Below are 15,583 nucleotides of genomic sequence, written 5' to 3' on the forward strand. Positions count from 1 at the left end.
GGACTTGATACCTTATTTTGTTCCTACTAAGGTATTTAAAACCCGTAATACTTGTAATAATTTAAGATTCTCTAATTCGAGATATTTTAGAAAATAAAAGCATCTAGAGCGTATTGACCAGGCCTATTAATGCTATACCAATCGCAACTGCAAGCAAAGTTAGGTTATATTCATATCCATTTGATGTTGTCCATAATCCATTTGGAGCATGCACCTTTACAATAGCCATTACCATGGTACCTGCAATCATAATTCCTGCAAGTGGGGTTAAGAGTCCTAAAGCAAACAAAATTCCTCCAATAAGTTCTGCCAATCCTGCGAGAAGAGCCATGGTTACTCCTGGCTTAATACCAATAGATTCCATCCATCCTCCTGTACCTTTTAATCCATAACCACCGAGCCAACCAAATAATTTCTGTACACCGTGACCCACGAATAGTACGCCAATTACCAAACGAATTATTAATAAACCAAGATTTATCATCATAAAATCCTCCAAAATTATCTTTTATCTCGAATTCGAGATATATTTTCAAAAAAAATCAACTTTTTACTCTTTTACTTATCTTTTTCAACAGTTTAACCATTATCTCAGCCTCATCATCATTTAAAGAACCAAGCATATAATCAACCAATTCCTGATGTTTCGGCATGATTTCCTTCATCAAATCAATGCCCTCATCCGTTAATGTTACATGTATTACTCTACGGTCATCAGGACATGCACTTCGATTTAACAAGCCTCTCTGTTCTAATTTATCGATAACATATGTCATTGACCCACTTGATATTAGTATGCTGTTTCCAATTAGTTGAATGGTTTGTTTTCCCTTATTGTAAAGCACTTCTAAAACAGAAAATTCCGTAATACTTAGATTCTTTTTGATTATTTCTAGCCTCATTCGCTCCTGATTTAGATGTTTGCATTAATACCAGATAGGGCAAATTCGTGCATTTACTTTCCATATATTTCACCTCCAGATAATACCTTGAATTCAAATATCTTTAATTCGAGATAATCATAATACTTATAAACTTTTGTGTCAATAACATTTTTTTATATGTGCTTTTTCCTATGCGTGTATTTCATAAGAGAATGGGCATAGCTTTTTCAAAATAAAAAACAGCTTTTCCACAGAAAAGCTGCCATTCTCAAAGATGTTATTTTTTATTCAAATAGGCTACCGCACTCTTTAAATTATTTTTCACAATCGTTCCTTCAAAACTAATTCCAAGCTGAACCATGGATTGTGCTACCTCAGGACGCAGCCCTGTCAAAACGGTTTCTACTCCTATCAGCTTCAGTGAGCTGATTACCTGGAAAATTTCGTTTGCAACCATGGTATCTACGATTGGCACACCTGATAAATCCATAATCAAATATAGATTTCCCAGCTCAGAACATCTTTTCAAAGACGTTTCCTTTAATATTCTTGCTCTGTAAGTATCCATTTCCCCAATCAGCGGGAGTATCGCCACTTCATCAGACAAGGCTACGACAGGTACAGAAAGCTCCTGGATTGCCTTTTGGGCTAAGTCCATGGTTCGGCGGTGGAAATCAACAAAAGATGTACTAAATATATATCCCGCATGATCCAATAAAGGATCGATGACATAATTAATTCTTATTAGTTCGTTTCCGCTTAAAGTAAGGTCCTTTACCTCTTTTTCAATTTCCTCCAAAATCACAATCCTGTAGGAGGACAATGTTTTAAGCGATTCGTCCATTGGCAGGTTTCTTCTTACAGCACCTTCACCAGTCGTTTTCGCCCATTCTGTAACTTGAGCCCATACGCTTTCATTCGTGTTTTCTTTGATTGCCGTTCCAATTAACTGGATCAGCTTAGCCCTCCACTGATGCAGAGCTTCGGCGTCTTCACTGACAATCATTTCTTCATGGCTGAATTCATTTGTCAACACTATATTTATTTTTTTAGCCATATTATAGCTATTATTTATTATTACTTCACCTAATAAATCAAAACGGTTCAATCGATTTTCCCCCATATTATCTATAATCTATGATATTTCATATTTTACACCCTAGTTACCATAATAGATAGAAATGAATCCTTTTCCATTTTCCAGCCCGCCGTCATAGCAAGTGGACCTCTTTATTTGTCCATTAAAAAAGAGTCCCTAATAAGAGACTCTGACAATGACTTTTCATTACTTATGACTTGTTATCACTGCGAAGATGCCTTTCCAAGATACCCATATCTTCAATATGATTCTTGGCCTTTTCGTCCCCCAGCTTATAAATCATTGCGTAAATGTATATCATCCGATCATCGTACTCATCATTTTGAGGGTCATGGTGATACTCAAGGAAAGGAACATGAGCCCTGTTAAAGCTTTCCCAATCCGTTTCATAGTTTTCGTCAAACATTTCCCTTAAGAGGCTGATTTCTTTGTCTGTTGCTTCCACTTTAAAAGTCCACTCCCACCCATATGGGTCCTTCATGATTTCCCCGGTCGCGATATCTACATAGTAGCTTTGTTTTTCATTCATCTAAACCACTCCTATTGCCTTTTCTATTGCTTTACCACCAATGGGGCTAAATTAATCATAAAAAACACGCCTGGCCTTTAAACGCTGGCGCGCTTCAATTTTATTAAGAATGTAAGGAATGGTCATTACTGCCAGATGAACTTCGATCATTTTTTAAAAATGGCCACCAGTTAGCTTCCCCAAATATTTTTACCATAACAGGTACAAACAAAGGAAGGATGACCAGCGCGTATAAACTTAACCCAATTAAAATAATTGTCGCGATTTGCAGCAGTGATAAAACGCCAGAAGGCATCATCGCAGCAAATGTTCCGCCCAGTATGACGGCAGCAGATACAATGACCGTGCCCATTTTTTTCATCGATAATAAAATAGCTGTTTTTACCGGCAAATTTCTGAATTCATTAAACCGGTCCATTAAGAAAATGCTATAGTCAATGCCTAATGCTATCAGGATGACGAATGCAAAGAATGGGACAGCCCAGCTTATTCCTGTATATCCAAGCCAGTCGACGAAAATCGCTTCGGAAATCGCCATCGACGTATAGTAGGTCAGGATGAGCGATCCGATCAAGTAAAGAGGCATAATAAATGAGCGAAGCAGGATAACAAGAATAATGCTGATTCCTGCAAGCATTAGGATTACTGTCCGTGAATAATCTTGCTCGGAAATAGTGTCAAGATCACTGTACACACTCGTAACTCCGGCGACTGCTACCTTCGCATTTTCCAGCTTTGTATCCTTCACAGCTCTTTTTACCGCATTCTTTATTTCATCCATTTGATTGATGGCTTGGTTGGAGTACGGATTTACATTGAAAACAACATCTAGTGTCATAACTTTACGGTCCTTGGAAAGATAGGCTTCCAGCGCCTGGGCAAAATCCTTGCTGTTCAGAACCTCTTCTGGAATGTAAAAGCCATTTCTCTTTACTTTAGAAACTCCAGAAAGATAATCCTGTGCGGAATACAGCCCCTTGGATACTTCATTCAATCCTTTAGCGCTTTTCGTTAAACCATCTGAAAGATCGTTCATTTGGCCGCCAAGATTGCTGAAACCACTGAGCAGCTGTTGCTGGCCTGAATTAATTCCGCTCAGCCCTCCTGAAAACTTAGAGAGGCTGCCGATAATCCGCCCTTGGCCATCCGCCATTTTTTCAAGTCCAGCCTGCTGTTGTCCTATTCCATTTATTAATGCTTCCATTCCGGAAACAATCGTCTGCTGACCCGAGATCAGCGTTCCAAAATTCGAATTAGCTGTGTTTAATCCTTTTTGAATACCCGTAAGCGCACCGTTAAGATTCTTCAATCCCCCATCAAGCTGATTAATCGTCCCTTGTGCAACCATGACGGTCGTTTTGATTTGCTTATAATCATCATTTTCAGTGATGGCCGGGTATATTTTTTCCAAACCTGCAAAATTGCTGTTTAAAGCAGTCAATTTAACCTGCAAATCTGCTAATCCCTTTTCAATTCCCTGATAGTTTTGCTGAATTGTTTCAACGCGCCTTCGGCCTGCTTATATCCATCCAAAAGCTTTTTGCTGCCAGCCAGGATTTTCTCTGAATTTGATTTAATTTGCTCCATGCCTTTTTTAATTTCGGCGGAACCAGCAGACCCTTTATTAAGGCCAGCTTCAATCTGGTTCAAGCCGTTCTTTAGAGGTACCATACCAGCTGAAAGCTGATTGGTGCCAGAAATCAAGCTGCTTATGCCATTTGTTGCTTCCACAAGCTTTGGTTTCGATGCGGCCATCTGAGTCCCAGCCTGCTCAAGCCCGCTGCTGATTTGCTTAATGCCATCATTCCCCTTGCCTAACCCTTCCCCCAGGTTCTTTGCTTGTTTTGAAAAATACAAATCCTCGATTGGTTTGCCGGTTGGCCGCGATACCGATCTGACGGTTTCCACACTGTTAACCTTTTTTAATTCCTGGCTGATTTTTTCCGCCAATACCATATAATCTGTGGAATCCATTTTTTCATCATTTTTTATAACAATTTGGGTAGGCATCGACTCGCCCGGCCAAAAGAATCAGAGATGATATTGAATCCCTTAATTGAATTGAAGTTGTCACCGATTTCCTCGAGTGAGTTATAGGAGAGCGACCCTTTATACGAAAATAAAAATGGCACCGAAATAACAGCGACAATGATGAGTGCAATCAGAGGCCTGGCGAGCGCAAAGCCACCCATTGTTCCCCAAAACTTGCTGTCACGATGCTCAAGCTGTCCTTTTGATGGCCAAAACAGCTTCCTGCCGAGAACCGCCATAAAAAACGGAACAAGTGTAAATAAGGCCATTAGCAAAAGTGCTACCCCGACTGCCACTGCTGATGCAGACTGATACAATTTAAATGTTGAAAAACCAATGGAAGCAAAACCGATCATAACAGCGAGTCCGCTAAAGAAAACGGTCTTTCCAGCAGTTCGATATGTCTCAATAATTGCTTCAAAAATACTGTCGTGTTTGGACATTTCTTCTTTGAAACGGCTTAAAAGGAGAATACAGTAATCCGTTCCAATCCCGAATAGGACAGCCACTAGAAATATTTGCGTGAAATTGGACAGTGGAAAATTAACTTTATCCACCAGGATCGCCACAATTGACTGTGCTGCCAGATAGCTTACCCCTACGGTAACAAGCGGAATAATCGGAGCAACAATCGAGCGGAACACTAATAGAAGTACCGCCAAAATAAATATCACCGTAATTCCTTCTGTCTTTTTCAAGCCTTCCTGGGAATTCATGATCATGTCTTCATCAATCATCCAGCTGCCGGTATAATAATGCTCCAGACCGCAATCTTTAATGGAATCATATAGTTCTTTCGAAATTTCCTTTGCTTCACGGCCATTCGTTGTAATTTTTAAAGATACTAATATTGTTTTACCGTCTTTTGAAACAAGCTGATCCTTTAATTGCTTTTCTTTAAAATGGGAGGTAATTGAGGTTATCCCCAACTGATTCTTTTTCTCTTCTAACTTCGCGACAGCTTTTTCAGCACTGGAATAATCGGCTTCTGTTAGTTTTTTGCTGCTGTGAAAAACAAGTGCCGTCTGCAGGTCCCTTCCCTTATTTTCTTTGGACTGGACCTCATTTAAAATATCTGAGGCAATGGTAGATGAATATCCGTCCGGTACCTTTATGACTCCTTTTCCACGGACAAGGCCTCCAAATTGGGTGCTAAAGCCATCAAAACCGCCACAACTGCAATCCAGATGAAAAGAACAACCCATCTTCCTTTTAAAATGGTTTTCAATTAAATCACTCTCCCAGCTGTTCATCACTGACTTCCATTAATATCCCTGAAAGCTTTTCATAGGTATTGATGAAAGTGGTGATCTCTTCCGATTCAAATTTTGTAATGATAGACTCTACCAGCTTATATATTCTTTTCTCCGTTTTTTCGTAGAGGGTTTCTCCGGCTTCGGACAAGGTCAAATAAATAACCCTCCTGTCGTTTTCGTCCCTTCTTCTCGTAATAAGCCCTTTCTCGACCAAGCGATTGATAATGGCTGTAATCGCACTTTTATTTACTCCAAAGTTTTCTGCCAGTTCTGAAGAAGTACATTCCCCAGCATTGTGTATGTATCTTAATGTATAATGCTGATCTTCGGTCAGGTCATTGCCAATTTGTTCTTTAATCAGCGCATCTCCCTTTTTCATCACCTTAAACGACACGGCAATATAACGGTCAATAAGCTCCTGAATCAGATTCTTATCCACTTTTACAAACCCTTCTCTCTATAATAGTTAAACGATTGAACTATTAACCTGTTTAACTATATTCCTGGATGCCTTTTCCTGTCAATATTTTTTTGCGGTGAATGGAAAAAACCGGGCAAAAATTTGCCCGGTGGTTTTATTTTGCTTTTTTAACATTATAGTCAGAATGGCATCTTGTTTGGCTTTTAAACACATACAACCTGTAACAGGGGTACTTTTATTAAGGACAGTTTTTGCGTTCTACTAGGGGTTTGTCCTCAAGATGGCTTATTGAAGACAGTTTAGATGTTTTCATCAGGGGTTCTGTCCTCAAGACGGGTTATTGAGGACAGTTTTGATATTTTCATCAGGGGTTTTGTCCTTTATCCCCGTCTAATGAAAGACATTTTAGATGTTCCCATTCAACCCACTTATCCAGGTTTTGTCCCTAAGAAGACTTATTTTAGATAAACGAATGATTGAATTTTTTTAAAAGCTGTCCAAATTCTTCTCGTTCTTGGTCGGTCCAATCGTTTAAGAGCTCTGCTATTCTTGCCATTCGGACCTGTTTATACTCCGCCAATTCTTTTTTGCCCAAATCTGTTATTTGATAAGAATAAACCCTTCCATCAACAGGGTCGGGAATTCGATAAACATACCCTTTTTGTTCCAGAGCAGCTGCTTGTCTGCTCACAGTTGAAATATCCAGTTGAAATTCATCTGCCAGCGCTTTTACTCCGGCCGATCCATTCGATACGATCTGATGCAGCAATAGATATGCAGAACGATCGAGATTACCTATTTTCCTGCGTGTTGAAATAGCTGTAGTCCGGCGAATCAGGATCGCCAGTTCAAGTTCAATCGTTCCCAACGAGTGTTCATCCATTTTTTACTACCTCACTATATCCTTTTTTATTACGGATAATGATAACACAAAGCGAATGTTTCTGTAATTCCGCCAACCATAAAACTGGAAATCACTATTGACAGATACTTCAATAGTTGTATAATACAATTATATACTTTCCATATATAATTAAAACACTGCGAACTAATATTAGGGGGATTTTTTATGCAGGCTCATGAAATCATGATTACCCAGGTTCATAAAGTGAAAGAAAGCGACAGCGTCCGGACCGTCATCGAAAAATTTACTGATTACCGTATCAGTGGCCTTCCGGTTGTTAACGACAGAAATGAAGTTGTTGCCTTTGTGACTGACGGCGATATTATGAGATATATTGGCAAGCATGAGGATCGGGTCATAGATACTTTTTATTTTGCAATGGTGATAAAGGGAGATGACGAGGGATTTGAGGAAAGAGAACAAAGACTGCTTGCTTTGAATGTGATGGAAATCGCTAAGAAAAAGGTTATTAAGGTGTCTTGGAACGAAGAACTAGAGGACATCGCAGCACTTTTAGGAAAAAAACAAATTAAAAAGGTACCTGTTGAACGTAACGGAGTATTGGTTGGAATCATTAGCCGCGGGGATGTTATCAGGCATTCATTCAAATCGTTACTATAACTCTTGAATTAATAGGAGATATATAAATAACACAAGTTAAATTAAAAGGAGACCTACGAATGTCATCGACATCAAAATCTGTATCTGCATCAAAATCCAATAGCACAACAAATGAAAAAGCCGGCTGCTTCAACAGCCAAAGGCTGTATGGGCCGTTTTTTTCGCTGGCATCATAGCGTTTATGGGAATAGGCCTGGTTGATCCGATTTTACCAGCTATAGCCAATAAGTTACATGCCTCCCATAGTGAGGTCTCCTTACTTTTTACAAGCTACAATGCTGTCATGGCTGTTGCCATGCTGATTACTGGCGCTATTTCATCCAGACTTGGCCTTAAATATACATTGATGGCCGGCGTTGTCATCATAGCGATATTTTCAGGGCTTGGCGGAGCTTCGAATGGAATTTGGACACTTGTCGGACTTCGCGGTGGCTGGGGACTTGGGAATGCACTGTTTGTTGCTACCGCACTAACTGCAATTGTGACACTTTCCAATAGTGGTACTGCAAAAGCGATTATTTTATATGAGGCAGCAATCGGGCTTGGAATTTCAGTGGTGCCGCTGCTAGGTGGATGGCTTGGAGCGATGTCATGGCGAGGTCCCTTCCTTGGCGTGGCAGTTTTGATGGTTGTTGCATTTATCGGTTTATCCATATTTATGCCAAACACATCAAACCCAAATGCAGTTAAAAAGAAAACTTCTTTAGCTGACCCATTCCGTGCGATGAAGCATCGTTCTCTTTTAGTATTCGGGATTGCGGCTGCACTTTATAATTTTGGATTCTTCACTCTTTTAGCTTACGCACCGTTTGTTATGGGCTTGGATGAACATGGATTGGGCTTCGTATTCCTCGGGTGGGGTATCTTGCTTGCCGTCACATCCGTTTTCATGGCGCCTAAGCTGCAGCAATCCTTTGGAACGATTAAATCAATGTCTGTCATGTTATTCTTATTTGCTCTTCTTCTTCTGGCAATGGGTATCTGGACATCAACGCAATGGGTAGTCATTGGTGCTGTTATCCTGGCTGGAGCCATGCTTGGAAATAACAACACACTAATTACGACAGCGGTAATGAATGCAGCGCCGGTTGAGCGATCAACTGCATCCGCAGCCTATAGTTTCCTCCGATTCTTGGGAGGAGCAATTGCTCCTTTCCTTGCAGGAAAATTAGCTGAGTGGTTTAATCCATCTGTTCCTTTCATTGTCGGTGCATTGTTTGTCCTTCTTTCAGTAGTGTTTATCCTCATGAATTATAAACATGTGAAGCACGTGGATTCTGCTGGAGCTGGCCATTAATACTTCAGTATAAAAGAGGGATTTCCCAAAGGTATTAGCCTTTTTGGGAAACCCCTCTTTTTTGAAAGCAGATGCCGGTACTTACTCTTCTTCACTATTTTCAAATGTACCGACTACTATCGGATTGCCTGCTTCAACCATTTTTCTGCCCTTTGCAAAAACAGTATCGATTGAAAGGGTTTCCGGATCAACAATCACTATGTCAGCGTCCCTTCCTACCTCTATATAGCCCTTTTTCTTAAAGGATAATATGTCCGCCGGATTGGAGGTGATGACTCTTAATGCCATGTCAATCGGTACTCCCTCTTCCAGGATTGCGTCCCTGACCTCTTCAAACAGGTATTTAGGCCTTCCTATTTTCAAGCCTGTTTTATTCCCTTTTTCGTCAAAGGTTGGGAGCGATATTTGGCCATCTGAAGTAAAGGTAAGATGGTCAATCGGCAGTCCTTCATCCAAATATTCCTTTAATCCTTTTGAGCATTTGATTTCTGTTAGTGACAATGATTTTTTGTCCGAGCTTGTTGTAAAGTCGATGTTTCCCCCTTTCTCACAAAGTTTTTGCCTGCTTCAAATAATTCACGATTCCGATTGATGTGTGTTACCTGAAAGACTGAGATGGGGACATTTGTTTTCTCAACGACCTCTTCAAGCAAAGACAATTTGTCAGGGCCGATTCCAACATGAATGTTCAATATGCCGCTCTTCCCGTTCATTTTCCCTGCCGTCTTGGCAGCAGACGCTATTTTCGCAATATCTTCAACTGTGGGTTGTGAAGAGCGTTCATCTGCAATCGCAATCTCGCCAACTCCAACTATTTTTTCTACTAAAATAATATCATCCTCTATTTTTCCGGTAAGAGTATCTACTGGTACGTGGTAGGAACCTGTATGTGCGAAGGCGGTAATCCCCTCTTCCTCTAGAGAGTATACCTTGCCGAGCAGGCTGGCCATTGACCTGGTTGTAGAATCATCACCGATGACACCAACAACCGTAGTAATTCCAAACTTAGTTAAATCGGTAAGCTTAACTTCCGGTGTTCTCGTGCTAAAGCCCGCCTCGCCTCCTGCGCCCATAATATGTATATGTGAATCGATAAAGCCTGGAAATATATATTTTCCTTCTGCATCTATCATTTCGATTTCGACAAAGTGTTCAGGAACAGGAATTTCATCTCTGATATAGCCTATTTGGTCTCTTACAATTAAAATATCCTTCTTTCCCAAAAAATCTGGTGAGTAAATGGTTCCATTTTTAATTAATGTCAGCATGTATATCCCCCAGCAAGTTATTTACAGCTATTTCTACCCCCTTGGTTTTCTATTTAATCTTATAAATGAAAGATGTTTTAATAAATGTCCTCTGTTTCATTCCAGATAATTTCCAGTTTATAGTTTTTGTGAGGGGATATAGTTTACTATCATTCTTCAGGAGGTCGTTACCTATGAATCCAGGAAAAGCTATTGGAAATAAAGCGATGATCTTGCTTCCGGTAATGTGGATTTTACTGATATTTATTTTTAATGTTTCGTTTACAGATTCATCTGTTATCGGACTGATTCTCTTAATCCTGGGTTATTTTACTGGAGATTTACTTTTACTTCCCAAAATAGGGAATGCAGTTTCTACAATGGGAGATTTTTTCTTTTCATTCATTATTATTTGGGCTTTCTTGAAAATTCTTGGATATAATGAAGCATTTGTTCCTTCCCTTATTACATCCCTTGCAGTAGCGGCAGGTGAATGGTTTTATCACAAATGGCTCGTTAAACACCGAATTTCCAGTGAAGCTTAATACAAAGTAGTAGATGACAGGGTGATGCCTTATTGTCATCCTTTTTTTGTTCCTTAATAATATTCGCCATTCTTAATTTTGTTTAAAGAGATGCTTTTTAGGATAGTAAATAAGTCATAGACCTATGAAGGGTTTAGAAGGAAAGAGGGAAGCGAATGTGGATTAATAAACCGTTTTTTAAATACGCTGCAGGAACATTGTTCATCTTAGCTATTATATTCATGCTTGGAAAAATTGATTATTTTCTTTGGCCGTTTCAAAAGTTAATCGCCACCATATTTTTCCCAATCATCATATCCGGACTTTTCTATTATATTATGAGCCTTTTGTTCGTTTTTTCGCCAAATATGTAAACAAGAATATCAGCATATTAATTGTTTTTACCTTGTTTTTTGGGTTAGGATACCTCTTTTTCTATGTTGCTGGCGCACCAGTTGCAAGCCAGATTGCCAATTTATCGGACCAATTTCCCGATAAGGTAGAAAAAATTTCGGACGAGTCCAAAAAAATGGTTGGCGGAACGAATTTTGGCAATGTTTCAATTGATAAAATTGAAAAGAAGGCACATGCCTATACACAATCACTATTTCATCTTGTCGAGAATAACGTTATGAACATCCTTACCATTATTACCAGCATTGCAAGCGTTCTGGTAATTGTTCCTTTCGTTGTCTTTTATTTTTTAAGAGATGATGAAAAGCTGAGACCCCGCCTGTTAAAGCATTTACCAGAGGACCATGTTATGGAAGGAAATCGGATATTGCTTGATATCGATAAAACGTTGTCAACCTATATTGTCGGACAGCTGATCATCGCCTTGACGGATGGGATTTTCCTTTACATCGGCTTCCTGATTATCGGCGTAGACAACGGCCTCTTGCTTGCTATTTTTGCCATGATGATGACGGTAGTTCCTTTTATCGGCCCTGTCATCGGAATTGTCCCGGCCGTAATGGTCGCACTTTTACAAAGCCCGGCTATGGCATTTAAAGTAGTGCTTGTGGCGCTAGTCGCACAGCAGCTCGATGGGAATCTAGTCACTCCGAGAGTGATGGGAAAGCGGCTTGATCTGCATCCCCTTACCGTCATTTTTATCCTATTAATTGCTGGTGCGATCTATGGGTTTATCGGAATTTTGATCGCGATTCCTCTTTACTCTGTTGTAAAGGTAACATTAAATAATGTGATTAAGTTCTATAAATTAAGAACCATTGAAAATGCATAAATAATCGAAAAAAAGGTGCACTGATTTTGCCAGTGCACCTTTTTTCTACTTCTATTTTATTTGCCATACTCTTTTATTTTCAACTCGTTTTGTCAATCCGTTTGCATCGAGGCGTTCTAGAAACGGAATCATATATTTGCGGGACAAGTCCAGGACATCCTTGGCATTACCCACTTCAAACTCTACACCCGTCTGGCTGCGGAGTTTTTCTACTGCGTTTTTGAAAACCTCACCATGATACGCGAATTGGTCATCCAGCGGCACAATCAGTTCCTGCTCTTCGAGGAACCTTTTTAAATCGATTGTTAGATTGTCGGGGATTCCTGCACTCGAAAAATAATCCTGAAGATATCTGACCTTCAGTCCATCCTTCTTCAGCTCTTCTACAAGGTTTTCAGAACGCTTTTTCCAGCTGTTTGGCACATGTGGGACAAACTCCCCAAGTGAAACAAATTGTCCCTTCCTGGAAAAAACCTTATTTGCTATCCCATTTTCAATCACGTATTCAATCAGCGTTTTCGGGAACCTTTTCTGCAGGCTGCAATAGTTCCGCTTTGTTCATTCCTTGTTTCATTGAATTAGCAGTATGGTATTCCTGCAGGCGGTCATAGACATCCTCTTCAATAGAATGGATTAAGGATCGTAATGTGTATTCCTTTCCATTGAATAAAACAAAATCGTCAGCTTCAAGATGTACTTTTAAGGTTTCCTCATCCAAGGAGGTCCTTGTGATCAGCTCTGTCAGCGGAAGGCTTTTTGCTTCGTACAAGGCTGCAATCATCCGTTCCTTTGCAGATCCCACTTTCTTCTTTTCCAGCTCTTCGATGGTCCCTAAGCCAAATCTGTACTTATTTCCCCGTGGATCAATCACCCAGCCGCCGCCAATTGTTTCCTGAGGGCTTGGTCTTCTAAGAATAAAGCGGTCGCCGCGTTTGGTCAGAATTTCCTCCTCAAGCCGTAGCTGGCAAAGAATCTCACCGTTTTCTTCCTTAAGCTCATTGCGGTCAAAAAAGACAATTCTTCCCATCACCTCGGCTGTTCCGAGATGCAGCTTTATCGGCATTCTCTGTTTCACCATATAGTCTAGGTCCTCGACAACACGTATGGCTACATCTACCGTTTTCGTAACGATAAAATGCTCAGATGAAACGAGGACATCACCCCGTTCAAGCTCATCCCTTGAAACACCCGAAAGATTGATGGCAGTCCGCTGTCCTGCATAAGCTTTCTGTGCCGGTTTATGGTGGACCTGGAGCTGACGGGCACGCACCTCGACACCTCGTGGCATGATTTTTAAAGTCTGACCTTCTTCAACTGTTCCTTCATAAACAGTACCACGCACTACCGTTCCTTGTCCCTTCACGGTAAAAACCTGGTCAATCGGCAGACGGAAGGCACCTTTGGCATCTCGCATTTCCTGTTCCTTTAAAGTGTTGATAATTAAGCTCCTGAGCTCTTCAATACCTTTTTTTGAAATGCTGTCCACCAGGACAAAAGGTGCCTCTGCAAACACCGTTCCATCCAGCTCTCCCAATATATCATCCTTCACTAATTCAATGAATTCTTCTTCTACCCTATCCTTCTTGGTAATGGCAACAATTCCGTTTTTAATGCCAAGGAACCCCAGGATATCAAGATGCTCTCTCGTTTGTGGCATAACACCCTCATCCGCTGCGACGACAAGAATCACAAGATCAATCCCCGCCACGCCTGCGATCATTTGCCTGATAAAGCGTTCGTGTCCAGGTACATCAATAACAGATATTTGAAGCTCATTATCTTCATATAATGGTGCAAAACCGAGCTCGATCGAGATTTGCCGTTCCTTTTCTTCCTTTAGACGGTCGGTGTCGACATTGGTCAATGCTTTTGTAAGCGATGTTTTACCATGGTCTATATGGCCGACCATTCCAATCGTAAAATAACGTTTTTCCAAGTTTGCCACCTGCTTTTATGTTTCTTCTCTAACTTTAGCTTTTAGTAATAGTTTGTACAAGACCATTTCCTAAAGGGTAAACATGGCACCATATGCACCACTATATTCACCTTTATCAAGAAAAACGGGTGAAAGTCCCAGCATTTTCGTGTAGGTATCAAGAGATGTTTTAAGAGAGGGATTCCCGTTGATGGTACTACCAATGTAGACAATTTCCTTAACATGATGGATAGCCGCTGATTGTAAGCTTAGCAAAACGATGGTTTCTGCGAGCATATTTGTAAGAGAGGCCATTCTATCCGCTAATGAGGGATCGGATTGGCTTCCCTTTGCAAAATTGGCCGCAGTAAGGCTGCCATCAATTGGCGATTCCTCTGATTGGTAAATATCCTTCACAAGCAAATCTACCTTTCCTTTTTCTCCTTCAGAAACAAGCTTTGTCAACTGACTGAATTCCTTTTCACCTGTTAGAAGGTCACCGAGGCCCATGAACGCTCCACCACCAAGCCCGCTGCCAAGAATTCTTTCATATTTATTCTCGCCAACCAAATGCCACGACGTGCCTGTTCCGATATTAACAAGCAGGAAAGCGGCTCCAGCCTGAATACCCTCTTCCTTTAATAAGAAACTGGCTCCCTCGCAGGTAACATCAAACTCGGGACAAACAACAGCATCCTTAAAAAATTGCTTTTGAATAGAATGGGCTTTTCCGCCAGTCAGAGCAACTTTAGCGGATGGAGCCGCCATTTTAATCCAGTTTATCGCAGATTGCAGATCTGAAATTGGATACTTTTTAAAATGATTTTTTCCTTTTTCTTCAAAAGCAATTTTAATTAATGTACCGCCAGCATCAATTCCAATCTTCTGGTAAGCCATGTTTTCCTTCTCCTTTCTTTACTGCTTTTAAGGAGCAACGAGCTCCACCTTAATCCTATCTGGATCCTCAAAATAGAGAGCATAATGTCCCACGCCTCCGGCATGTGGATGGGTTTCAGAGTAAAGGATCGTAATCCCCTTTTCTTTCATTTCCTCAGACAGCTCGTCAACCTGTTCCTTTGAGCCTGCCTGAAAAGCTAAATGATTCAGGCCAATGCGTTTTCTGTGATAACCGGCCTCAAGATAATCAGCTTCAGCTTGGACGAAAACAAGATAGGTGTCCTTTAGCCTCCAGCTGATCCCTTTATCCCACTTTTGATAGATTTTATAATTCAATTTCGACAGAAACCAACCCCAAAATTCCGTTGACCTTTCGAGATCAGACACATAAATTTCTATATGATGAAGCATGTTTTTCACCTATTTCTTTCATTATTTATGTATTATACCATCAACGCGAATTTTCCTTCTTAGTACAGTCTTTTTTCGCCAATGGTTGCAACTTCATTTTTCAGGGAAGAACAATAACAGGTATCAAATGAGGATAACCTTAATTTACATGATTAAAATATAATTTTCTGTAATTTCTACCTATTTTCGCATAAATTAGTTCACAAAACGTTAATTATGAAATATAATGCTTTTATAAAGTTGCGCTAAGGCAAAAAATATTGATAGAGTAAATAATTAAGCGTACAAGCAAAAATAGATA

At 40.2% G+C, this 15,583-nt stretch carries 11 protein-coding genes and 4 pseudogenes; 4 read left to right on the forward strand and 11 right to left on the reverse strand.

Annotated elements, in window-relative coordinates:
* Window positions 1–86: 86 nt before the first annotated feature.
* The 7 genes and pseudogenes from RCG23_RS01845 to RCG23_RS01875 form a co-directional block, all read right to left on the reverse strand.
* A pseudogene (locus tag RCG23_RS01845) lies at window positions 87–484 on the reverse strand (DoxX family protein).
* A gap of 58 nt (window positions 485–542) precedes the next feature.
* Entirely contained in the window at window positions 543–902 is a 360-nt protein-coding gene (locus RCG23_RS01850; protein ID WP_308178337.1) for a MarR family winged helix-turn-helix transcriptional regulator, read from the reverse strand.
* Between the two features lie 259 nt (window positions 903–1,161).
* Window positions 1,162–1,992, reverse strand: a complete 831-nt coding sequence (locus tag RCG23_RS01855; protein WP_308178338.1) for an STAS domain-containing protein — start codon at window positions 1,990–1,992, stop codon at window positions 1,162–1,164.
* A gap of 181 nt (window positions 1,993–2,173) precedes the next feature.
* A complete protein-coding gene (locus tag RCG23_RS01860) occupies window positions 2,174–2,512 on the reverse strand; it encodes a hydrolase (protein ID WP_308178339.1) in 339 nt (112 codons plus the stop codon).
* 103 nt (window positions 2,513–2,615) lie between these two features.
* Window positions 2,616–5,771, reverse strand: a pseudogene (locus tag RCG23_RS01865) (MMPL family transporter).
* Window positions 5,772–5,776: 5 nt separating this feature from the next.
* Window positions 5,777–6,178 carry a MarR family winged helix-turn-helix transcriptional regulator gene (locus tag RCG23_RS01870; protein WP_374049833.1) on the reverse strand — a complete coding sequence of 134 codons (402 nt, stop codon included), beginning with the start codon at window positions 6,176–6,178 and terminating at the stop codon, window positions 5,777–5,779.
* Window positions 6,179–6,680: 502 nt separating this feature from the next.
* Complete coding sequence (locus tag RCG23_RS01875; protein WP_308178341.1) at window positions 6,681–7,103, reverse strand: MarR family winged helix-turn-helix transcriptional regulator; 423 nt, start codon at window positions 7,101–7,103, stop codon at window positions 6,681–6,683.
* 186 nt (window positions 7,104–7,289) lie between these two features.
* Here RCG23_RS01875 and RCG23_RS01880 point away from each other — a divergent pair, with 186 nt between their 5' ends.
* Together RCG23_RS01880 and RCG23_RS01885 are read left to right on the forward strand one after the other, a co-directional pair.
* Complete coding sequence (locus tag RCG23_RS01880) at window positions 7,290–7,745, forward strand: CBS domain-containing protein (RefSeq protein WP_308178342.1); 456 nt, start codon at window positions 7,290–7,292, stop codon at window positions 7,743–7,745.
* Between the two features lie 124 nt (window positions 7,746–7,869).
* Entirely contained in the window at window positions 7,870–9,042 is a 1,173-nt protein-coding gene (locus RCG23_RS01885; protein ID WP_374049834.1) for an MFS transporter, read from the forward strand.
* An 81-nt stretch (window positions 9,043–9,123) separates the two neighbouring features.
* Here RCG23_RS01885 and iadA read toward each other — a convergent pair.
* Window positions 9,124–10,310 (reverse strand): annotated as a pseudogene (gene iadA / locus RCG23_RS01890) (beta-aspartyl-peptidase).
* A 173-nt stretch (window positions 10,311–10,483) separates the two neighbouring features.
* On the opposite strand from iadA, the gene RCG23_RS01895 reads away from it, so the two are divergent.
* Both RCG23_RS01895 and RCG23_RS01900 read left to right on the forward strand, forming a co-directional pair.
* On the forward strand, window positions 10,484–10,834 hold the full coding sequence (locus RCG23_RS01895; protein ID WP_308178344.1) for a DUF2512 family protein: 351 nt from the start codon (window positions 10,484–10,486) through the stop codon (window positions 10,832–10,834).
* A 247-nt stretch (window positions 10,835–11,081) separates the two neighbouring features.
* Window positions 11,082–12,059 (forward strand): AI-2E family transporter, encoded by a 978-nt coding sequence (locus tag RCG23_RS01900; RefSeq protein ID WP_308178345.1) that lies wholly within the window; start codon window positions 11,082–11,084, stop codon window positions 12,057–12,059.
* Window positions 12,060–12,110: 51 nt separating this feature from the next.
* Here the strand turns inward: RCG23_RS01900 and selB are convergent.
* From selB to RCG23_RS01915, 3 genes and pseudogenes are all read right to left on the reverse strand, one after another.
* Window positions 12,111–13,968: pseudogene (gene selB / locus RCG23_RS01905) on the reverse strand (selenocysteine-specific translation elongation factor).
* A 96-nt stretch (window positions 13,969–14,064) separates the two neighbouring features.
* Window positions 14,065–14,871 carry a type II pantothenate kinase gene (gene coaW, locus RCG23_RS01910; protein ID WP_308178346.1) on the reverse strand — a complete coding sequence of 269 codons (807 nt, stop codon included), beginning with the start codon at window positions 14,869–14,871 and terminating at the stop codon, window positions 14,065–14,067.
* Window positions 14,872–14,898: 27 nt separating this feature from the next.
* Complete coding sequence (locus RCG23_RS01915) at window positions 14,899–15,282, reverse strand: VOC family protein (protein ID WP_308178347.1); 384 nt, start codon at window positions 15,280–15,282, stop codon at window positions 14,899–14,901.
* Window positions 15,283–15,583 lie beyond the last annotated feature (301 nt).

Source organism: Neobacillus sp. PS3-34 (genome assembly GCF_030915465.1).
In the GTDB taxonomy this organism is placed as follows: domain Bacteria; phylum Bacillota; class Bacilli; order Bacillales; family Cytobacillaceae; genus Neobacillus_A.

Excerpts from the sequence above, each read along its gene's own strand:
- RCG23_RS01875 (WP_308178341.1), bottom strand. The coding sequence starts at position 7,103 with ATGGATGAACACTCGTTGGGAACGATTGAACTTGAACTGGCGATCCTG.
- RCG23_RS01915 (WP_308178347.1), bottom strand. The coding sequence starts at position 15,282 with ATGCTTCATCATATAGAAATTTATGTGTCTGATCTCGAAAGGTCAACG.
- RCG23_RS01880 (WP_308178342.1), top strand. The coding sequence starts at position 7,290 with ATGCAGGCTCATGAAATCATGATTACCCAGGTTCATAAAGTGAAAGAA.
- RCG23_RS01895 (WP_308178344.1), top strand. The coding sequence starts at position 10,484 with ATGAATCCAGGAAAAGCTATTGGAAATAAAGCGATGATCTTGCTTCCG.
- RCG23_RS01850 (WP_308178337.1), bottom strand. The coding sequence starts at position 902 with ATGAGGCTAGAAATAATCAAAAAGAATCTAAGTATTACGGAATTTTCT.
- RCG23_RS01860 (WP_308178339.1), bottom strand. The coding sequence starts at position 2,512 with ATGAATGAAAAACAAAGCTACTATGTAGATATCGCGACCGGGGAAATC.
- coaW (WP_308178346.1), bottom strand. The coding sequence starts at position 14,871 with ATGGCTTACCAGAAGATTGGAATTGATGCTGGCGGTACATTAATTAAA.
- RCG23_RS01870 (WP_374049833.1), bottom strand. The coding sequence starts at position 6,178 with ATGAAAAAGGGAGATGCGCTGATTAAAGAACAAATTGGCAATGACCTG.